Genomic DNA, 19,367 nt, shown 5'->3' with positions numbered 1-19,367 from the left:
CCTGGTCGGCGGCAGATGAGTGAACGTCGATGTGAGCGAGTCCGCTTCCATACCGACGTGCGCTCGGGAGCGGGGCAGTCGGTGATCGACGTTTACCATTCGGGGCGTGCCGACCTACGAAAAGCTGACGGAGCTGAGTCGTCTGCCGGACCCGTCCACCCTGCTGTTCGGCGTACGGTCGGGCGCGCCGGCGGAGGGTGAGCCGGGTCGCCGCGAAGCGGTCGAGCACTGGTCGTTCCACGCCGGCCGTGACGGCTACACCGTTACGTTGCTGGGCACCCGTTCTGGGCATGGCAGCGCCACGTACTGCGGTGACGTGGATGTCGATGGGCTCGTCTACCAGGTGCACCGAGGGCCACGCCGACGGATCGTGCAGGCGTGGATGGACAGTGAGGGCGCTTGGCAGGGCAGGTTCGTGCTCGAGGATGCGATCTGGGCGGTGCCCGTACCGCCGGAGCCGGAGCCGAACGACTGCCCATGGTGCGCGGGCGGCCCGCCGGACACGCTCCGGCTGGCTGGTTCGGGCCGGGTCGACGGCATCTTCTCGGTCTGGATGGCCGAGCACGCTGACGGTACCCGGCGCGGGATCGTCATCCAGCACGACTCCGATGAGGGCGAGCCTGACACGGTGTGTTTCGAGCCCGCCCACAGTGTGGTGGAGGCTGGCCTGCGTGGGTGGGCGCTGTCCGACGGCGAGCTGGCTCTGCGGTTCACCGAGGACACTGCCAGCGAGTTGGAGATCTGCGACGCCGATGGCTGGATGCGGTTCCGGCTTGTGGTGAAGCCGGCGGCGCGACGCAGGCTGCGGGCCGGGCTGGAGAAGATCCTCCAGCTGTCCAGTTGACGGCCCGCACCTACGCCCTTCGCGGCTAAAGATCCAGTCCAGGGTCGCGATGCGGACGGTACCGTGTCGGCGCGAGCGGGGATACGGATGTCGACACCTGAATCGCCGGCCACGGCGCGACGACTGGCGAGAGCTCGCGGCGCACGCCGGCGTGGTGGGGCCCCGCCGTTGACCGGCGTGGCGGTGACGGTGGCCTGCCTGGTACTGACCGGATGCTCGGATTACCGCGACGGCGACTCGCTGGCGTGGGACATCGCAGCCACCGAAGCGGCCCTCCTCGATGACGACCTCGGTTACCGCAACCGGGTTCGGGACGCCGAGTACATCGCCGCGACCGAGATCTCCAAAGAGGTGGAGGGCGGCGGCTCGACCGACCGACGTGAGCCGTTGGGCTGGTCGGGTCGAACCGCCGGAAGTGAGCAGGCCATCATCGACGTCCGGTTCGTTGTGACGGTGGCCGAGCAGTCGGTGGTTTCCTTCGGCGACCTCGGTAACTCTGCCGGTCAGGCTACGCGATGCTACCGCTATCTGTTCGAGCTCTCCCGCTACACGTCGTATCACTGTACGTCTTACCACCGCGTTGATGGGCCCCGCAGGCCGTTTGCGTTGATCGTCTGAATCTAAGACGGCCAAGTTCTCGACCAGCCGGGACACGCGATCTGGGCCAAGGATCTGCTCGAACAGGTGCCGGCCGCCGCCGTCCGGTTTGTCCTTGGCAGGCAACGGCCGGAGCAGCGGCGGACCACGTTCACCTGGCACGGCTTCACCGCAGTCGTGGACGGGGAACTCGCGGGCAGCTGGAACGCGTGGCTGGGCGTTCTGTTCACACTGTTGAACACCCACCACGACGGGGTGGTCGCGCCGGTTGCCGAGCCCGGGCCGGGTGATCAGCGGTTCCTCGACCGGCTGGACCGGATTGCGGGGAAATGCCTGCGGGCGTACACCGCGGCCAAGTTCTCACCGGCCCTCCTGCCTGCTGCTCGCCGAGGTGGTACGGCTCGGCGCCGACCACGCGGGCGCGCACGCCCGGCTGTTCGCCGACGCGCCCGGCAGCCACGAGGCCGCAGCGGCTCTGGCGGTTCAGGTCGGTGCCGTCCGCCTGCTGGCACAGCTCGCCGCGCCGATCATGCCGGACTTCGCGACGCGCCTGTGGCAGGCGCTCGGTGAGGAAGGCGAACCCCGCTGGGACGGCACCGTCGCGATCCGGCACGTGCGCCGGGTGGGCACCCCGCCGGTGCTGGCCCCGGTGCCTCCACAGGCGGCGACGATCGGCGGCGTTCGCTGATCACGGTACCGGCCGGTCTCGACCGGCGGCGGGTCAGCCGCGATTCAGGCGGCGGCCGACCAGGCCGGCGATGTGGGCGGGCAGCGCGGGTACCGGACGGGGCAGGGCCGGGTCCGGCACGGGCTGATCCCAGCGCGGGACCACCGGGAGTTCACCGGCCCACAGCCCGAGTTCCGCGTCGGGGCTGTCACCGTCGTCCGGCGGACCAGTACGGATCTTGACGGACGCCTCGGCCAGCGACAGCGACAGCAGTGCCGTCGCGGCCAGTTCCTTGCGGGACGGCTGCCGGACGTAGTCCCATTGGCCGGGAGCGACGTGCTCGGTGAGCAGCCGCAGGCCGTACAACTTCGCGTCGTCGCCGGTGGCTGTACGCGGGGTGCCGTAGATCATCGCGCTGTGGTAGTTGATGCCGTGCTCGAAGACGGAGCGGGCCAGGACCAGGCCTTCCAGCAGGGTCACCGTCAGGCAGACCTCCGCATCCGTGGTGAGACTACGGCTGGCCACCGAACCGTGGAAGAAGATGTTCTCCTCGTCGAACCCGTACACGGTCGGCACGACCATCGGGTGACCGTCGACGACGACGCCGAGATGCGCGACGAACCCGGCCCGTAGCACGGCGAACAGGTCTTCTGGCCGGGTCCGTCCTTTCTCTTTCATCCGCCGCAACCGCGTGCGGGAGGTGGCCGACAACGACAGGGGACGGTCAGTCATCGCACTCTCCGACGTAGCTGGGCGGTGGACAGCATATCCGGCGCCGTGCACATCGGCGCGAAGCCGTTGAACCCGGCCGAGGAGTACGACGCCTTGTACGCCCCGGTGCCGAGCACATCGACGTAGTCGCCCGGCTGAGCAGCTGACGGATCGGCTTGCTGTCCACGTCAGAAGGCCCTGATTTCCGGCGGACGTGGCTGCGACGGCCACAGATTGGTATACGCGTGTTCGGCACTGACCGGGCGCCCGTGCATGAGAGCCGGATGGCGGTACGGCGGGAGCCGGTCCTCGGTGAAGTAGTCGAGCATGTTGGTCCATCCGCCCGCCCGCCGTGCGATCCGGTCATAGGAGCCGGATCGGCGAACAGGCTCGGCACGGCAACGTCAACGTGGTAGCGGCCGCCGTACCGTTGTTGCGGGTCCGCCCCGTCGGGGATCTGGGCGGGCGGCCCGGCCGGGTGCGGCGGCAGCGGATCGCCGTCCTTTGTCCAGGTGCCAGGTGCTGCCCGGCTGGTGCGGGTCGCCGAGTCCGCCGCTGCCAACGCTGCGCAGCGCGGTAGTGTGCATCCGGTCCAGCACGGCGGCGGGGCTACCGTACCGCCCGCTGTCGATCGTCGCGGCGGTGTGATGCCCGATCGCGTTGATGTTGAGCAGCACGCCGCCGGGCGCCCGATGGTCGTGGAAGGCGGTGCGATGCGCGCCGGTGAAGAAGACCGTTACGTTGGCCAGGAACATCTCGACGCTTCCGTTGGGCCGGCGCAGCGGGACGGAGTCGAGGTACAGGGGTGCCAGTCCGGATCGGGGACGTTCCGGCAGGTAAACCTCGACGAGCTGGCACGGGACGTCGATCATCGACGGGCCGGGTGCGGCGTGGGCCAGCTCCGGGCAGCTGAACAACACCTGCAGACTGCTGGTCGCCCGCCCATCGCGTTGCTCTTCCACCGGTGCCGCACGTGCTGCACCACGCCGGTGACGTGCTCCCAGCCACGCTCCAGGTCGTCGGCGTCGACCACGCAGACTTCGAGTTCGGGTTCGGCGCCGGACCGGGCCGCGATCCGCCCGAACACGCACGGCTGGCCGGCCGCCAGCCAGGTCAGCAGCGCCGCCCATTTCGCCTCCCGGCTGTGCCCGGACAGGAGAACCTCTTGCGCGCGTTCCATGTCGGGCCCGAACCCGGCCGTCGACCGCGGCAGGCCGGCTAGGCCGGCGCGGATGTCGTTCATGCGATCCCTTCGGGTAGGGCGCCGGCGCCGATGAGATCGGCGACCAGCCGCGCCGCGTTCTCGGCCGCGGCCGGCGCAGTCTTGAAGCCCCCGCCAGACCAGCCCGCGGCCACCACGGTCACCGGGTCGGTGGAGGTGAGGCCCTGCAACGGCGCATCCGGCCGGTACAGGTCGACGCCCTGGGTGGCGGACCGCAGCGGCGCCGTGCGCAGCCACGGCCAGCGTCGCGAGGTCTCCCTGCGCAGGGCGGCTATCCGCGATGCCGGTACGTCGGAGGAGCCGTCCGCCGGCACGTCCCAGTCCTCGAAAGGCGATCCGGCGAGGAACGACTGATCGGGAGCCGGACGGCCCCAGACACCGGTGACCAGGTCGACGACCGTCGGCAGCGGCGGGCCAGAGTAGCCGAACAGCGCGTAGGTGATGCGTTTGCTGCGCAGGCCGGCACCGGCCGCGCCGAGCAGCGCCGGGGTGCCCGCCCCGGCGGCCAGGACCACGGCCCGGGCGTTGACCGTGCCGCAATCGGTGATCAGTCGGGCCTCGGCGCCGGACGCCCGCTCGACCCGGCCGACTCGGCGGTCGGTCAGCATCAGGGCGCCGGCCCGGCGCATTCGGTCCAGCAGCGACACGATGGCCGCCGCCGGGGTGGCGTATCCGCCGCCTGGCTCCCACAGACCGGCCGCGACGCCGTCGAGCGACATGCTGGGCCAGCGGCCGGCGATCTCCCGCGGGGGCAGGAGCCGGGCGAGAAGGCCGGCCTGTGCCAGTTCGCCGAGGGAGTCCGCCGCGGTGGCGAGGTCGGCGTCGCCGAGCAGCACGAGCGAACCGGTGCGGCGGAATCCGTACTCCCGTGCGGCCCGTTCGTCGGCCCAGACCAGCCGGCTGCTGCGTACCGCGAGGGCGCGCATGACTGGGCTGGTCTCGAAGGCGCGGACCAGTGCGCCGGAGTTCATCGTGGCGCCGGGACCCTTGTCGAAGCAGACCACCGAGAGGCCGGCCTCGGCCAGCCGGGCGGCCACCCCGGCGCCGACGATGCCGGCGCCGACCACCGCGACGTCGAACCGGTCGGGGGAACGATGCCGGGTGCGCGAGGCCGGCCTGGTGACCAAGGGCACCACCTGCCAAGGCGGACCGTCGGCGGGCTCGCCCTGTTCGGTGAACGTGATCCGGCTGGCCGCCCGCACAGCGCCGAGCAGATCCTTTCCGGACACTAACGGCTGCTCGGCGAGGGTGTCGATTAGGGCGCGGAAAGCGTCGTCGACGACCCGCTGTGGGCCGCCGGACACCCGGGCCACCAGGCCGTCGGCGACGGCCGGCCCGGCGATCGTGACGAATTCCGGCACGTCGCAGTCGTCGGTGCAGAACAGTTCGCCGTGGTGCGGCTCGGCTACCAGCGCGCTGGCGACCCCGTGGTGCGTTCCGCAGATGACCGTGGCAGTGGGCTCCCCAACGGCCGCCGGCAGCGCTGCCCGCACGAGACGGGCCAGTCCCCGCCCGTACGCCGAGCCGTCGTCGCGCACCGTCCAGGACCGGTGCCCGCGGGCCCGGACGGCGTCGGCGAGCGTATCCGCCTGGGCGCGATCGTCCAGGCACCAGCGCAGGGCCCAACCGCCGGCCCCGTCGAGTACCCCGGCCGCCGAGGCCAGCGGTAGGATCACCGGCAGCCGCGCGGCGGCGTAGATCGGCAGCGCGCGGGCGGCCCCGGCGCTGTTGAAGTGTCCAATGACCGCCCGGACGGCGCCGTCCCGGCTGATCTGCCGGGCGCGCCGGACGGCGGTCTCCGCGTCACCTTCGTCGTCGAAGTAGGTGGTGGCGACCTCCGGGGTGGCGTAGCGGACCGCAGCGTCGCGTAGGAGCGATCCCCATGCCGCCCGCGGTCCGGAAAACGGTCCGACGACGGCGATCCGGGGCAGGTTCACGGTTGTGGCTCGGCCAGTTCGTCGAGCACCCGCGGCATCCGGGCGGCGATCGGGTCACCGGTGAACTCGCCGACCCACACGTCGGACGGCTCCTCGTAGAAGCGGATCGCGCAGAACTCGGGACGCGGTCCCATGTCGAACCAGTGCCGGGTGCCGACCGGCACGGAGAGCAGGTCGCCCGGCCCGCAGACGACGATCTGCACGACGTCGCCGAAATGGAGGTAGAAGCAGGCCCGGCCGGTCACGAAGAACCACACCTCGTCGTCGGTGTGGGTGTGCTCGTTCAGGTACTTCTCGCGCGACTCGTGCGCGCGGTCGCGCCATTCCTGGTCGTCGACCGGGTCCATCCGGACCATCTCGATCGCTCGGAATCTGCCATCGTGGTTGAGGCGCGCGGTGTCCCGCTCGTACCCGGCGAGGATCGCCTCGTCGGAGGCGTCCGGTGGCAGTCCCGGCGATGTCCAGCGTTCGAAGAGCACACCGTTCACGGCCAGGCGGGCGGTGATTTCCGTCGGATCCTCACTGGCAAAAAGCACGACATTCTGGTTGACGCTGGAGAGTTCCCGCAGCAACGTCATGTGGATGACCCTCCGGGTCGTTCGGCGATTTAGGCATGAATGGAATGCGTGAATTACCTGCGCGAATGCATGATCCGCAAGTGCGCAAAGATCGAGTCTTCGAAGGTGTCCACTACGGACACAGGTATGCCTGAACGATCAGCCAACTAACCCCTGAGCTGGGAAAACAAGGTTATCCATATCGTCCTCCGGGCCCGCCCATGCATCGAAGGTTATCCGCAAGGTGGATGCCAATCACTGTGACGTACGCCACTAGGTAGTTAGGTTGTTACCCTCCGATGTGGGCCCGTATGCTCCGTCGTGGCACCGCCAAAAAAGCGATTTCCAGCTCTTCCCACACGATGAATTCTCATTGTTGAGTGCCAATATTTGACCATTTTGATGGCGTGAAAATCGAGTCCCCTTGCTGCTTCAACCGCTCATGCAGCCAGCGATGCACCGTGCGCCGACCGCAATCCTGAAGGGAAGTGCCTTGATCGTTGATGAAGGGCTCATCGAGCAGCGAGGGTACCTGCGCGACCTGATCGGCATCGGGTTCGGGCCGTCCAACCTGGCGCTGGCCGTCGCGGTTGCGGAGCACGAGCACGAGCACGCACTGGCGGCGGCCTTCCTGGAGTCGAAGCCGGCGTTCCGCTGGCACGAGGGCATGCTGATCGACGGAGCGACGATGCAGGTGTCGTTCCTCAAGGATCTGGTCACCCTCCGCGACCCGAGCAGCGCGTACAGCTTTCTCTCGTATCTGCACGAGAAGGGCCGGCTCATCGACTTCATCAACCACAAGGAGCTCTATCCGTCGCGGACCGAGTTCCACGACTACTTCGCCTGGGCCGCCGCCCGGCTCGAACACCTGGTGACGTATGAGTGCGCAGTCACCCACATCGAACCCGTCTGGGCGGGCGACCGGATCGCGCACTTCGCGGTGCACACCCGGCGCTCGCCCGACCGGCCGCTGCCGGCCCGCAACCTGGTCCTGGCCACCGGGCTGCGGCCCCGGATGCCCGACGGGGTGCAACCGGGTCCCCGGGTGTGGCACAACCACGAGCTGCTCTACCGCACCGGGCCGCTGCACGACACCGCACCGCGCCGGCTGGTCGTGGTCGGTGCCGGGCAGAGTGCCGCCGAGACGGCCGAATACCTGCACCGCACGTTCGGCACCGCCGAGATCAACCTAGTCTTCGCGCGGTACGGCTTCTCACCCGCGGACGACAGCCCGTTCGCGAACCGGATCTTCGACCCGGCGGCGGTCGACGACTTCTTCGCCGCCGACGACGAGACCAAACAGCGCCTGCTGAAGTACCACGCCAACACCAACTACTCGGTCGTGGACCTGGAGCTGATCGACGAGCTTTACCGCCGCCACTACCAGGAACGGGTCAACGGCCACGAGCGCCTGCGGTTCCTCAAGGCGTCGCGGATCGCCAGCCTGGACGAGCGGGACGACACGGTCGTCGTGCGCGTCGCGCACCAGCTCGACGGCACCATCAGCACGATCGAGGCGGACGCCGTCGTGTTCGCCACCGGATACCGACCGCCGGACCACACACCGCTGCTCGGTGGGGTCGCCGACCTGGTCGTTCGGGACACCGCGGGCCGCCCCGTAGTCGACCGCGACTACCGGCTGCGGCTGCGGGTCCCTGCGACCGGTGGGATCTACCTGCAGGGCGGCACCGAACACACGCACGGAATCACCGCGTCGCTACTGTCCAACTCGGCCGTGCGGGCCGGCGAGATCCTCGCCTCGATCACCGCGTCGGCCCGCTTCGGCGAGCTGCGCACGATGAGCCTCAGCAACACGGGCGGCGGGCATGCCTAGGGTCGCGGTGGTCGGCGGTGGCCTGGTCGGCGCACTCGTCTTCCACCGGCTCTCCCTCAGCGGCGCCGACGTCCACCTGCTCGAACGGCACCGGCTGGGCATGGGGGCGACCGGTGTGTCGGGCGGTGTGGTCCGCTGCTTCGACGACGACCCTGAGACGGCCTGGCGCAACGCGATCGGCTGGCGGTTCTTCCGGCAACTCGCCAGGCAGCCCGGGTCCGGGGTGCGGTTCCAGCCGGCCGGCTTCCTCTACTTCCCGGCGCTCGACCGCGCCCCGGCCGCTCGGCACCTGGCCGGTGAGCTGTCCCGGGAACTGCCCGTCACCTGGCTGACCCCGGACCTGCTGCGGGCCCGCTTCGGTCACCTCCTCGCCGACACGTCACCCGGCGCGGTGTGGGAACCCGCATCTGGTTACGTCGCACCGGTGGCCATGGTCCAGGCGGTGGTCGCGGCGGGTCGGGCTGCCGGCGGGCAGGTCTGGGAGGGCACGGAGGTTCACGCCGTCGAACGCGACGGCGCACAGATCACAGGGGTCCGCACGACCGCAGGTGTGCTCGACGCGGACGCCGTGGTCCTGGCTGCCGGAGCCCGTACCGCACCGTTGCTCGACGCGCTCGGCGTCGAACACGACCTGCACACTCGGGTGATTCAGGTCGACCTCTGCGCCGTCGGCGGAGTGACCGGCCATCCCGCCTTCATCGACGACCTCTACGACCTGCACGGGCGGGGCGATCCGGCGAGCGGCTCGGTCTACCTGGGACATCCCACCGGGTTGCGGGACGCACCGTGCGGCCCGCAGCCCCTGGACGCCGCGCAGACCGTGCGGACGCTGCGGGCCGGTGCCGCCCGGTTCGCCTGGACGAGCGGCGTCCGGCCGCACGGCGGGGTCCGTTCCGCCGAGTGTTACACCGCCGGCCGCACCCTGCCCGCCCGGTCGGTGCCCGGCTTTCCCGCCCTGATCACCGCAGCCGGCCTCAACGGCGCCGGCATCCGGCTCGGACCCTGGGTTGCCGACGAGACAGCCCGCGTCCTGGCCGGCGTCCTCACCACGACAAGAGGGAGCGTTGCACGATGACAAGCCAGATCCGGGGCGTGCTCCCGGTGGTGCTGATGCCCTACACCGAGTCGGGAGCTCTGCACGAGGACGACTTCCTGCGGCAAACCCGGCACATGTTCGACGTGGGCTGCGACGGCTTCGTCGTCGGCCAGGTGTCCGAAGTGCTGCGCCTGACCACGGCGGAACGGTTCCGGGTAGCCGAGCTGTGCGCCAAGGGCGCGGCCGGCCGGGGAGTATCGGTGATGAGCACCGGCGCGGAAAGCGCCGAGGCCGCCATCGAGTTCTCCCGGCACGCCGAGTCGGCCGGGGTGGATGCCCTGCTGCTCATGCACCCGGCGACGCTCGCTCTCGACGACGACGAGATGTACTCCTACTTCGCGGCCGTCATCGCGTCGGTGGACATCCCGGTGCTGATCCACCACGCGAAGTCGCTCGCCAAACAGCCGCTCGGCATCGCCCCCCAGGCCCGGCTGCTGGACCGGTTCGGGCCGGACCGGGTGATGTTCAAACCGGAGGCCTCGCCGACCCCGCCCCGGGTCAGCCAGTTGCGCGCCGCGACCGGCGGCCGGGCCCGGATCTTCGAGGGCGACGGCGGCATGATGCTGCTCGACTGCCATCGGCGGGGACTCACTGGGACGATCCCGGCCACCGAGATCGCCGAAATCGTGGTGGCGCTGTGGAAGCTGCTCGAGGCGGGCGACCGCGCGAACGCCGAACGCCTCGGCCACCCGCTCGCCTACCTCATGTGCCAGATGATGAACAGCGTCGACTGCTACGTGACGATCGCCAAGCATTTCCTGCACCGGCGCGGCTTGATCAGCACGTGCCACGTCCGCGGTCCCGTCGACTTCCACCTTGACGAGGAAACCCGGACCGAAGTGGATCACACCTACGACAAGTTGTTGGCCCTAGCAAAGGAGTTCAACCTGTGAAGAACCACGCCTTCACGATCCGGCTGCGCGACGACAAGGCCGCGCAGCAGTACAAGGAAATGCACCGCAAGGTGTGGCCGGAGATCGTCGGGCCGGGCGGCGCGCTGGACACCATCGGCGTACGCAAGCTGCAGATCTTCTTCATCGAGCCGCTGACGTTGTTCATGTACATCGAGGCCGACGACGACTTCGACCCGAACCGCGACTTCCCCCGGGCCAACACGCTCGACCCGCGCGTGCAGGAGTGGGACGACCTCATGCACAGCGGCGACAACTCCCTGCTGGTGCGCATCGACCATCCCGGCCCGACCCAGTGGGCGCCGATGAAGCGCATCCACCACGTGGACCACACCGGCACGCTGCCCGATCTGGACGAGGAGTGACGTGCCGACGATCCTCGACTGCACCCTGCGCGACGGCGGCTACTACACCAACTGGAACTTCACCGAGGACCTGGTCGAGGCGTACCTCGCGGCCTGTGTGGCGACCGGCATCGACGTCGTGGAACTCGGTTACGTCCGCCCGGAACCCAGCGGCTCGGGCCCGTTCGGCAACCTGCCAGCCGGGCTGAACCGGCACCTGGCCGCCGTGCTGCCGCGGCAGGGCGGTCCGCGGTTCGCCGTCATGGTGGACGGCGCCGACTTCCTCGGCCGAGCGGACACCGGCGACGTGGTGCGAGACCGGCTCGCCGGCAGCCCTCTGCCCGTCGAGATCGTGCGGATCGCGGTGTCGTTCCGGCTGGCCGAGCAGGCCGTCGAACTCGTCGACGGCCTGCGTGCCGCGGGCTTCCGGGTCTGTGTGAACCTCATGCAGATCGGCCTGGCCACCGAGACCGAGTTGCACACGGTGCTCGACGCTGTTCGCCGGATGGACGGGTTGGAGGCGCTCTACCTGGCCGACTCGCTCGGTTCGCTGCTGCCGGCGCGGACCCGCCTGCTCACCCGGCTGTTCGCCGAGGCGGTCACCGCGCCGATCGGCTTTCACGCCCACGAGAACCAGGGCCTGGCGTTGCACAACACCCTCTCTGTGCTCGACGCGGGCGCCACCTGGGCTGACGCCACCATGAGCGGCATGGGCCGGGGCGCCGGCAACGCCCGGATGGAACAACTGCTGCCGGTGCTGCGCCCGACCATCGACGTCGAGCCGCTGTTCGACTTCGTCGCCCGGTTCATGATCCCGCTGCAGCAGAAGCACGGCTGGGGCGCGAACGTCTACTACGCGCTCGCCGGGCTTCGCGAGATCCACCCCAGCTATGTGCAGCACCTCGAGCAGGACGCGTCGATCGACGTGACCGGCAAGATGCGCATTCTCCGGGAACTCGGCCGGGACGGTGCGGCGAAGTTCTCCGCGGACCGGCTGCGCCACGTGCTGGCCCATGCCTGAGCACACCCTGATCGACCTGCTCGCCGGGTACGACACCGTCGTCTTCGACCTCGACGGGGTCGTCGTCGACTCCAACGAACTCAAGATTGCAGCGCTGACCAAGGCACTCGCCGACCTCGACCCGAACGTGGTGCGGCCGTTCCTCGACCAGTTCCGGTGCACCTTCGGCCGGACCCGGCGGGAACACTTCGCCAGCCTGTACGCCGAGCACCTGGGGCGTACCGGCGACTTCGACCGGTTCTACCGGACCTATGCCGGTCGCTACGCGGCGCTGCTGGCCGAGATCTACCCGACGGCCCCGCTCTGCCGCGGGGCGTCGGCCATGCTGCACGGCCTGGCCGTCCGCGGCGTGCCGATGGCCGTCGCGACCGGCACGGCCACGACCGAGGCGGAGCAGGTGCTCACGGTCAACGGCCTGCGCCCGTACCTGGGGCAGGTGCTCGGTGGGGAACGACCCAAGCACGAGCGGCTGCGGGAAATCCCCGGCGCCCGGAAGGTACTCGTCGGGGACAGCTCACAGGACCGGGCCTCCGCGTTGCGCGCGAAGACTGGTTTCGTCTTCGTGACCCGCTACGCGCTTGACCCTCGGGGCGTCCGCGAGCTGCCGGCGGACGCCGCCGAATCGCACTTCTGGGCCGAGGACCTGACCCCGGACACCGGCTACCACCAACTGGAATCCCGATCCCTGCGGGAGGGGATACGACAATGAGCTCGATCGTCATCACCGGCGCAGCCCGCGACTTCGGGCGCAGCGCCGCCATCCACTTCGCCGGCCTGGGCTACGAGGTCTTCCTGTCCGCGCGGGACCTCGGCGCGGCCCGCCGCACCCGCGATCTCATCCGCGAGCGGGGCCACGAGCAGGTGCACGCCTTCCGCTGCGACCTGACCGAGCCGGCCTCGATCCGCGACTTCGCCGACCAGGTCGCCGAGCGCACCGACGGCGTTGACGTGCTGCTCAACAACGGCGCCGGCTGGCTGGAGGGCGCCGACCTCGCCGACGCCGACGATCAGGAGATCATCGACACGGTGACCTCCGGCGGCGCTGGGACGGTGCTGATGGTCAAGTACTTCCTGCCGCTGCTCGTCCGCTCCGAACGGCCCGACATCGTCAACCTCATCTCGGCGGCGGCGCTGCCCAACTTCCACGGTTGCACAGGTCACCCCGCGTTCTACGCGGCCAAGGGCGCGCAGGCGGCCTTCACGGGCACACTCGCGCACCGGCTGCGGCCCCAGGGCGTACGCGTCATCTCGCTGTACCCGCCAGACTTCGACAACATCGACCCCACCACTCCGGAGTGGACGACCGCGTCCCGGACCGCCAAGGATCGGCTCACCGCGCAGTCGCTGCTGGCCTGCATCACCTTCGCAGTCGGTCAGCCGCGCGACTGCTTCATCCGCGAGTTCCACTTCGAGCCGGCATGAGCACGCTCACCGGGATGCCGGACCTGTGCCGCGAACAGAAGGTCGCCGTTGACTCCTCCGGCACCCCGCTCACCGAACGCCTGAGCAGCAAGGTCGACCAGGCGCACCTGGCGGTGGCCGCCGGGCTCGCCTTCGCCAGCACCGTGCATGACCAGCCGGTCTCGCTGCGGCTCGACCGGGAACGGCTGATCCTGCGGCCTGCAAGCAGCGCAGGGGTCGGATCGGCGATCGTAAGCGAACCCGGAGCACCCCCGCCCGAGCGGCTGCTGGCCGGTCTTTGGCGCGACGGCGGGCCGGTACTCGCCCACCCCTGGGTACCCGGCACGCCGCACTTCGCCAACGGTGTGGTCGTCGCCGGCCGGCTGCACCTGACCGACTGCTGGGAATGCGGCGAGATCGAGGAGGACAACCGGATCCGGCTGACCAGCGTCCTCAACGTGTGGCCGGGCACAACCGTGTTCGAGCTGCTCAACAAGTCGCTGCAAGAGTTCGTCCGGGTCGCCAGGATAGCCTGGGGGCCGGTGCACTTCGAGGCCGTGGTCGTTGCCGACGGCACCGTACGCCTGGTGAAATGCTCGCCGAGGGTGGCCGGCGAGCCATTATCGACGCTGTGCCGCGAACTGGGCACCATCGACCAGGCTGCGGCCCTCGCCGTCGGCGACCCGGCGGAGGCGATCATCACCGGCCGCCGGCCCGCACCCGGCTATGCCGCAGACTACTCGTTCATCGTGCGCCGGGCCGGGCGGCTGGTGGCCATCGCCGGGCTCGACGAGCTGTGCGCCCGGCCCAGCTTCCGGCGTATCTGGCACATGCCGACCCCCGGCGACCGGCTGACGGTGGCGGACTCCGGGGAGTCCCCGGTCGCGACCCTGCTGCTGCGCGCGGACGAGGAAGCCGTCATTCGCTCCGACATCGCCTACTACCAGACCCGTAATGGCCAGGGGATCTTCCAGGTCGCGGACGAAGGGTGACATCGTGATCGAGAAAGTGACGATCGACGCCGACTCGGCCGTCGAGGAGTTCGGGATGCGCTGCCAGCGGCTCATCCCGCAGGCCATCGGGCCGCAGGAGCCGCCGCTCGGCGCGATGGCCTGCTTCCTGGAAGCCGGCCGCGACAGCGCCCCGGACTGCCACGACCAGGACGAGTTGATGGTGGTGATCGCCGGGACCGGGGCGGTGACGCTGGCCGGCGAACGCACCCCGATCGGCCCCGGCGACCTTGTCTTCTTGCCGCGCAACCGGGAGCACGTCGTGCACAGCGCGGCCGGCACCCGGCTGTCCTGGCTGTCGGTCTACTGGCCGTTGTATGAACCCGTGCCGGGGGCCACAGCATGACCGGGCCGTTCTGGATCACCGCCACGCCGCCCACCCCCAACGGTGAACTACACGTCGGGCACCTGGCTGGCCCCTATCTCGCCGCCGACGTGCTGCGCCGTTTCCTGTCCGCCGAGGGGCACACCGTACGGCTCACCACCGGCCTCGACGACCACCAGAGCTATGTGCCGGTACGCGGCCTCCGCGACGGCCTCAAGGGCGAAGAGGTGGCCGACCGGTACGGCGCCGCGATCGTTGCCGCCTGGACCGATGCCGCGACCCGCTACGACCCGGTCGTCCGGCCCCGCAGCGACCCCGGCTACACGGCCTTCGTCCAGGAGTTCTTCGCCGCCCTGCTGACCGCCGGCGCAATCGTGCCACGGACCAGGCCGCTGCCGTGGTGCGACGGCTGCGAACGGTGGCTGTACGAGGCGTACGTCGCGGGCGGGTGCCCGCACTGCGGCGCCGAGTCCGGCGGCAACGCCTGCGAGGCGTGCGGCCGGCCCAACGAGTGCGGCGACCTGCGCGACCCGCACTGCGTGGTGTGCGGCACCGCCGCCCGGCTGCGTGACTGCGAACGCCTCTACCTGCCGCTCGCCCCCTTCGCGGACCGGCTGGCGAGCTACTGGGCCGGTACCCGGATGCCGCCGCATCTGCGGGCCCTGTGCGAGGTAATGCTCGCCGGTGGGCTGCCCGAGATCGCCGTCAGCCACCCGTCCGACTGGGGGGTGCCGGTGCCCGCTGCGGGCTTCGAAGACCAGCGCGTCTACGTCTGGTTCGAGATGGCACCCGGCTACCTGTTGCAGCATCCGGCGCCCCGCCCCGCACCGGTGCAGTTCTTCGGCTTCGACAACGGCTACTTCCACGCCGTGCTGTTCCCCGCCCTGTTCATGGCGTACGACCCGGGGTTGGCGCTGCCGTCCGCATTCGTCGTCAACGAGTTCTACCGGCTGTCCGGCAAGAAATTCTCGACGAGCCGCCGGCACGCGGTCTGGGCGAGCGAGGCCCTTGCCAGGGTCGGTGCCGACGTGCTGCGGTGGCACGTGTTCACCGACCGGCCGACCGGGCGGCAGACCAACTTCGAACCGGCCGACCTCGACCACGCCCGGGAACACCTGCACCAGGTCTGGAACGGCTGGTTGGACCGGCTCCTCGCCGACGTACGGGAGCACCACGAGGGCCGGGCACCACGGGAACGGCCGGACGGCGCGGCCTGGCAGGTGCTGCACGGGCGGGTGCTGCGTGCGGTTGCCGAACTGAGGGAGGCGTACGCGCCGGAAGGTTTTGATCCGCGCCGAGCGGTTGCCCTCCTCGACGAGATCGTGGCGATGGCCGTGGATTTCGGTCATGAACAGGCGCACGAGCGAGCACGCCCGGCCGGGACGCACGCCGCTGCGGTGAGCGGGCAACTCGCGGTGGCCGCGCTGCTGGCGGCGGCCGCCGAGCCGGTGCTGCCGGACGGCGCGGTGCGGCTGGCCCACCTGCTGGGGGTGGACCCCGGACGCCCGGTCGACGCGGCGGCCCTGCAACCGCTCCCGCCGGCCCACCCGATCCGGCCGGCTGACGGCGCGGTCTTCGGCCGTCCGCCGGCACTCCGCTGAACCCACCCCGAGAGGCAGCGCCATGTGTGGCATCACCGGCTGGGTCGATCACAACCGCGACCTGAGCAGCGAACGAGCCGTCATCGAGGCGATGACGCGCACTATGTCCTGCCGTGGTCCGGACGCGGACGGCACCTGGGCAACACCGCACGCCCTGCTCGGGCACCGGCGGCTCGCCGTCATCGACATCGACGGCGGCACCCAGCCGATGATCGCGGCGACCCCGGACGGTCCGGTCGTCATCACCTACAGCGGCGAGGTCTACAACTACCGTGAGCTGCGTGCCGAGCTGGAGCGGGCCGGGTTCTCGTTCCGCACCGGCAGCGACACGGAGGTGGTCCTCACCGCCTACCTCGCCTGGGGTGACCGTCTCGCCGAGCGGCTCAACGGCATGTTCGCCTTCGCCGTCTGGGACCAGCGCGACGAGCGGCTCCTGCTGGTCCGCGACCGGCTCGGCGTGAAGCCGCTCTACTACCAGAGCATCGGCCCGAGCCTGCTGTTCGGCTCCGAGCCCAAGGCGATCCACGCGCACCCATACGCTGACCGGGTGGTCGGGCTGGACGGGCTGCGGGAGGCGTTCAGCTGGGTCCGCACCCCCGGGCACGCCGTCTGGGCCGGGCTGCGCGAGGTCCTGCCGGGCACGGTGGTCATCTTCAACCGGGCTGGTACGCAGGTTCGTCGTTACTGGTCGCTGACCGCCGCCGAGCACGCCGACGACCGGGACCGGAGCGTGGCCGCGATCCGCGAACTGCTTGAGGACATCGTGGACCGGCAACTGGTCACCGACGTGCCGCGCTGCGCCCTGCTTTCCGGCGGCCTCGACTCCAGCCTGATCACCGCGCTCGCCCAGCGGCGCCTGGCCGGCCGCGAGCGGCTCAACACGTTCGCCGTCGATTTCGTCGGGCATCGCGACCTGTTCACCCCCGACCCGTTCCGGGACCAGCCGGACGCGCCGTTCGCCGAACTGGTCGCCGGGCACGCCGGCACCGCGCACCACAATGTCGCGCTTGACCCGAAGTCGATCGCCGATCCGGACGTGCGCCGCGCCGTCGTCCGGGCGAAGGACCTGCCGGTCGGCTTCGGTGACGCCGACAACTCGCTCTACCTGCTGTTCCGCGCGGTCCGGGAACGGTCGACGGTGGCCCTGTCCGGTGAATCGGCGGACGAGGTGTTCGGCGGTTACCGGTGGATGCACGACTCGGTCGCCCAGCGGGCGGATGTCTTCCCTTGGGTCGACCACACCCACGTGACCAGCCCGTACACCGGACTCGACGTCTTCGACCCGGGGTTGCGGGAGGCGCTCGACCTGACGCCGTATATCGCCGCCCGCTACGCGGAGGCGGTGGCCGAGGCACCCGTGCTGGCCGGGGAGGACCCGTTCGAGGCGCGCATGCGGCTGGTCAGCTACCTGCATTTGACCCGCTACCTGCGCATCCTGCTTGACCGCAAGGACCGGCTGAGCATGGCCGTCGGGCTTGAGGTACGCGTGCCGTTCTGCGACCACCGGCTGGTCGAGTACGCGTTCAACACCCCGTGGGCTCTCAAGACCTTCGACGGCCGGGAGAAAAGCTTGCTGCGGGCCGCCGGCGCCGGGCTGCTCCCGGAACCGACGCTCGCCCGGCGCAAGGCACCGTACCCGTCCACCCGCGATCCGCAGTACCTCGTGGAGCTGCAATCCCAGGTCCGGGATCTGCTGGCCGCCGGGCACCCGGCCGCCGACCTCGCCGATCGGGACCGGTTACGCGCCCTTGCGAACGCCGAGCCGGCCGCGGTTAACTCCGCCGACCGGACCGGTGTGGAACGCTGGCTGGACCTGGCCGCGTGGATCGACGAGTGCCGCCCGGTCCTGAGGTTGTCGTGATGGCCGCCTTCCAGGACGACAGCGCCGCCGCGCTGCGGGTGGCCGCCGAGTACGCGCACCGCTACCTGCTCGACCTGACCGGCCGGCCGGTGAGCCACCCCGAACCGGTCGTCTCACCGTTCGACCGGCCGCTGCCGGCGGCCGGGCTGGGCGCGGAGGCCGCCGTGCGCCTGCTCGGCGACGGTCTGCTGGACGCCGCGACCCGGTCGTCCGGGCCGCGCTACTTCCACTTCGTCACCGGCGGTACAACACCGGCTGCGCTCGCCGCCGACTGGCTCACCTCGGTCGCTGACCAGAACGGTGCCGCCTGGGTCTGCTCACCGTTCGCCGCCCGCGCGGAAACCGCCGTCCTGGACTGGCTGCAGGATCTCTTCGAGCTGCCGGGCGGCTGGGACGGGGTGCTGACCACGGGCGCGACGATGGCCAACTGCACCGGCATCGCCGCAGCCCGTCGCTGGTGGGGGCTGCGGCACGGGATCGACGTCGACGCGGACGGACTCGCCGGGCTGCCCCAGATGCCGGTGTTCGGCGGCGGCTACGTACACGCCAGCGCGGTGAAATCGCTGGATGTCCTCGGCATCGGCCGGTCCAGCCTGCGGCGTTTCGCCCGGCCCGATGGCCGCCTCGACCCGGCGGCACTGAGCCGGGAACTGGCCGCGCTCGGCGGCGCCCCGGCGCTGATCCTGGCGACCGCGGGGGAAACCGACACCGGCGACTTCGACCCGATCGCCGAGCTGGCTGAGATGGCCCGCGAGCACGGCGCGTGGCTGCACATCGACGGCGCGTTCGGGCTGTTCTCCCGGCTTTCCCCGCGCACCGCTGGGCTGACCACCGGCCTCGAACAGGCGCATTCGGTGGCCGCCGACGGGCACAAGTGGCTCAACGTCCCCTACGACTGCGGCTTCGCCTTCGTGCGCGAGCGCGGCCTGCTCGGCAGCGTCTTCACCAACAGCGCCGCCTACCTGGTCGATCCCGACGACCCGCACCCGATCTTCAGCAACGTCGGCCCGGATAACTCCCGCCGGGTCCGGGCGTTCGCGGCTTGGGCGACGCTGGCCGCGTACGGCCGGGACGGCTACCGGGCGATGGTCGAGCACCACCTGGACCTGGCCGGGCAGCTCGCCGCCGCGGTCGAGGCGGCGCCCGACTTCGAGCTGCTGGCCCCGGCAACACTCAACGTGGTGTGTTTCCGTTACCGGCCGCCGGGTGTCACCGACGAGGAGGCCGACCGGCTGAACACGGCGCTCGGGTCCGCCGTTCTCGACGACGGCCGCGTCCACCTGGGCACCACCCGACATCGGGGCCGGGTCGCCTTCCGGCCGGCTTTCGTCAACTGGCGGACCACCGCGTCCGACGTGGCTCAGCTGCCCGGCGTGCTGCGGCAACTGGCCGGGAAACTCGACGATGCCTCTTGACCGGGCCCGGTAC

At 70.5% G+C, this 19,367-nt stretch carries 20 protein-coding genes; 15 read left to right on the top strand and 5 right to left on the bottom strand.

Translation table 11 applies throughout. The annotated features are described in order from the left end of the window. Nucleotides 1-106 precede the first annotated feature (106 nt). The 3 genes from E1193_RS07135 to E1193_RS32975 all read left to right on the top strand — a co-directional run bounded on the left by E1193_RS07135 (nucleotide 107) and on the right by E1193_RS32975 (nucleotide 2,129). Nucleotides 107-844, top strand: coding sequence for a hypothetical protein (locus E1193_RS07135; protein WP_132181421.1), 738 nt, complete (start codon nucleotides 107-109; stop codon nucleotides 842-844). Nucleotides 845-1,012: 168 nt separating this feature from the next. Then, nucleotides 1,013-1,462, top strand: coding sequence for a hypothetical protein (locus E1193_RS07130; protein ID WP_207922605.1), 450 nt, complete (start codon nucleotides 1,013-1,015; stop codon nucleotides 1,460-1,462). 265 nt (nucleotides 1,463-1,727) lie between these two features. Next, on the top strand, nucleotides 1,728-2,129 hold the full coding sequence (locus E1193_RS32975; RefSeq protein ID WP_243707350.1) for a hypothetical protein: 402 nt from the start codon (nucleotides 1,728-1,730) through the stop codon (nucleotides 2,127-2,129). A 33-nt stretch (nucleotides 2,130-2,162) separates the two neighbouring features. Here E1193_RS32975 and E1193_RS07120 read toward each other — a convergent pair whose 3' ends face one another. The 5 genes from E1193_RS07120 to E1193_RS07100 form a co-directional block, all read right to left on the bottom strand. Further along, on the bottom strand, nucleotides 2,163-2,840 hold the full coding sequence (locus tag E1193_RS07120; RefSeq protein WP_132181419.1) for a pyridoxamine 5'-phosphate oxidase family protein: 678 nt from the start codon (nucleotides 2,838-2,840) through the stop codon (nucleotides 2,163-2,165). A gap of 383 nt (nucleotides 2,841-3,223) precedes the next feature. Beyond that, nucleotides 3,224-3,739, bottom strand: coding sequence for a hypothetical protein (locus tag E1193_RS07115; RefSeq protein ID WP_132181417.1), 516 nt, complete (start codon nucleotides 3,737-3,739; stop codon nucleotides 3,224-3,226). Beyond that, on the bottom strand, nucleotides 3,688-4,062 hold the full coding sequence (locus tag E1193_RS07110; protein ID WP_132181415.1) for a hypothetical protein: 375 nt from the start codon (nucleotides 4,060-4,062) through the stop codon (nucleotides 3,688-3,690). The genes E1193_RS07115 and E1193_RS07110 overlap by 52 nt, the downstream gene beginning before the upstream one ends. Then, nucleotides 4,059-5,978 (bottom strand): FAD-dependent oxidoreductase, encoded by a 1,920-nt coding sequence (locus tag E1193_RS07105; RefSeq protein ID WP_132181413.1) that lies wholly within the window; start codon nucleotides 5,976-5,978, stop codon nucleotides 4,059-4,061. Before E1193_RS07105 ends, E1193_RS07110 begins: the two co-directional genes overlap by 4 nt. Next, complete coding sequence (locus E1193_RS07100) at nucleotides 5,975-6,556, bottom strand: cupin (protein ID WP_132181411.1); 582 nt, start codon at nucleotides 6,554-6,556, stop codon at nucleotides 5,975-5,977. Before E1193_RS07100 ends, E1193_RS07105 begins: the two co-directional genes overlap by 4 nt. Nucleotides 6,557-7,028: 472 nt before the next feature. Here E1193_RS07100 and E1193_RS07095 point away from each other — a divergent pair, with 472 nt between their 5' ends. The 12 genes from E1193_RS07095 to E1193_RS07040 are packed head-to-tail and all read left to right on the top strand — an operon-like array spanning nucleotide 7,029 to nucleotide 19,354. Beyond that, on the top strand, nucleotides 7,029-8,369 hold the full coding sequence (locus tag E1193_RS07095) for a SidA/IucD/PvdA family monooxygenase (RefSeq protein ID WP_243707349.1): 1,341 nt from the start codon (nucleotides 7,029-7,031) through the stop codon (nucleotides 8,367-8,369). Continuing rightward, on the top strand, nucleotides 8,362-9,444 hold the full coding sequence (locus E1193_RS07090; protein ID WP_132181407.1) for an FAD-binding oxidoreductase: 1,083 nt from the start codon (nucleotides 8,362-8,364) through the stop codon (nucleotides 9,442-9,444). Before E1193_RS07095 ends, E1193_RS07090 begins: the two co-directional genes overlap by 8 nt. Then, a complete protein-coding gene (locus E1193_RS07085; RefSeq protein WP_132181405.1) occupies nucleotides 9,441-10,358 on the top strand; it encodes a dihydrodipicolinate synthase family protein in 918 nt (305 codons plus the stop codon). The genes E1193_RS07090 and E1193_RS07085 overlap by 4 nt, the downstream gene beginning before the upstream one ends. Then, nucleotides 10,355-10,741, top strand: coding sequence for an L-rhamnose mutarotase (locus E1193_RS07080; RefSeq protein ID WP_132181403.1), 387 nt, complete (start codon nucleotides 10,355-10,357; stop codon nucleotides 10,739-10,741). Before E1193_RS07085 ends, E1193_RS07080 begins: the two co-directional genes overlap by 4 nt. 1 nt (nucleotide 10,742) lies before the next feature. Beyond that, a complete protein-coding gene (locus E1193_RS07075; RefSeq protein ID WP_165945668.1) occupies nucleotides 10,743-11,741 on the top strand; it encodes a hypothetical protein in 999 nt (332 codons plus the stop codon). Further along, a complete protein-coding gene (locus E1193_RS07070) occupies nucleotides 11,734-12,450 on the top strand; it encodes an HAD hydrolase-like protein (RefSeq protein WP_132181399.1) in 717 nt (238 codons plus the stop codon). The genes E1193_RS07075 and E1193_RS07070 overlap by 8 nt, the downstream gene beginning before the upstream one ends. Next, nucleotides 12,447-13,163 carry an SDR family oxidoreductase gene (locus tag E1193_RS07065; protein WP_132181397.1) on the top strand — a complete coding sequence of 239 codons (717 nt, stop codon included), beginning with the start codon at nucleotides 12,447-12,449 and terminating at the stop codon, nucleotides 13,161-13,163. Before E1193_RS07070 ends, E1193_RS07065 begins: the two co-directional genes overlap by 4 nt. After that, complete coding sequence (locus E1193_RS07060) at nucleotides 13,160-14,134, top strand: hypothetical protein (protein WP_132181395.1); 975 nt, start codon at nucleotides 13,160-13,162, stop codon at nucleotides 14,132-14,134. The genes E1193_RS07065 and E1193_RS07060 overlap by 4 nt, the downstream gene beginning before the upstream one ends. Nucleotides 14,135-14,138: 4 nt before the next feature. Next, complete coding sequence (locus E1193_RS07055) at nucleotides 14,139-14,498, top strand: cupin domain-containing protein (RefSeq protein WP_165945667.1); 360 nt, start codon at nucleotides 14,139-14,141, stop codon at nucleotides 14,496-14,498. After that, entirely contained in the window at nucleotides 14,495-16,078 is a 1,584-nt protein-coding gene (locus tag E1193_RS07050) for a class I tRNA ligase family protein (protein WP_132181391.1), read from the top strand. Before E1193_RS07055 ends, E1193_RS07050 begins: the two co-directional genes overlap by 4 nt. 22 nt (nucleotides 16,079-16,100) lie before the next feature. Beyond that, nucleotides 16,101-17,939 carry an asparagine synthase (glutamine-hydrolyzing) gene (gene asnB / locus E1193_RS07045; RefSeq protein ID WP_132181389.1) on the top strand — a complete coding sequence of 613 codons (1,839 nt, stop codon included), beginning with the start codon at nucleotides 16,101-16,103 and terminating at the stop codon, nucleotides 17,937-17,939. After that, nucleotides 17,939-19,354, top strand: a complete 1,416-nt coding sequence (locus E1193_RS07040; RefSeq protein WP_132181387.1) for a pyridoxal-dependent decarboxylase — start codon at nucleotides 17,939-17,941, stop codon at nucleotides 19,352-19,354. The genes asnB and E1193_RS07040 overlap by 1 nt, the downstream gene beginning before the upstream one ends. The last annotated feature ends 13 nt before the right edge of the window (nucleotides 19,355-19,367 follow it).

The organism is Micromonospora sp. KC606 (assembly GCF_004348675.1).
Lineage (GTDB): Bacteria > Actinomycetota > Actinomycetes > Mycobacteriales > Micromonosporaceae > Micromonospora.
Note: the sequence above shows the minus strand (reverse complement) of the source record. Positions and strands in the feature narration are given on the sequence as shown.

Bases quoted from the DNA above. Each gene is read 5' to 3' on its own strand.
- E1193_RS07120 (WP_132181419.1), bottom strand. From the start codon at position 2,840: ATGACTGACCGTCCCCTGTCGTTGTCGGCCACCTCCCGCACGCGGTTG.
- E1193_RS07110 (WP_132181415.1), bottom strand. From the start codon at position 4,062: ATGAACGACATCCGCGCCGGCCTAGCCGGCCTGCCGCGGTCGACGGCC.
- E1193_RS07100 (WP_132181411.1), bottom strand. From the start codon at position 6,556: ATGACGTTGCTGCGGGAACTCTCCAGCGTCAACCAGAATGTCGTGCTT.
- E1193_RS07090 (WP_132181407.1), top strand. From the start codon at position 8,362: ATGCCTAGGGTCGCGGTGGTCGGCGGTGGCCTGGTCGGCGCACTCGTC.
- E1193_RS07085 (WP_132181405.1), top strand. From the start codon at position 9,441: ATGACAAGCCAGATCCGGGGCGTGCTCCCGGTGGTGCTGATGCCCTAC.
- E1193_RS07070 (WP_132181399.1), top strand. From the start codon at position 11,734: ATGCCTGAGCACACCCTGATCGACCTGCTCGCCGGGTACGACACCGTC.
- E1193_RS07065 (WP_132181397.1), top strand. From the start codon at position 12,447: ATGAGCTCGATCGTCATCACCGGCGCAGCCCGCGACTTCGGGCGCAGC.
- E1193_RS07060 (WP_132181395.1), top strand. From the start codon at position 13,160: ATGAGCACGCTCACCGGGATGCCGGACCTGTGCCGCGAACAGAAGGTC.
- E1193_RS07050 (WP_132181391.1), top strand. From the start codon at position 14,495: ATGACCGGGCCGTTCTGGATCACCGCCACGCCGCCCACCCCCAACGGT.
- asnB (WP_132181389.1), top strand. From the start codon at position 16,101: ATGTGTGGCATCACCGGCTGGGTCGATCACAACCGCGACCTGAGCAGC.
- E1193_RS07040 (WP_132181387.1), top strand. From the start codon at position 17,939: ATGGCCGCCTTCCAGGACGACAGCGCCGCCGCGCTGCGGGTGGCCGCC.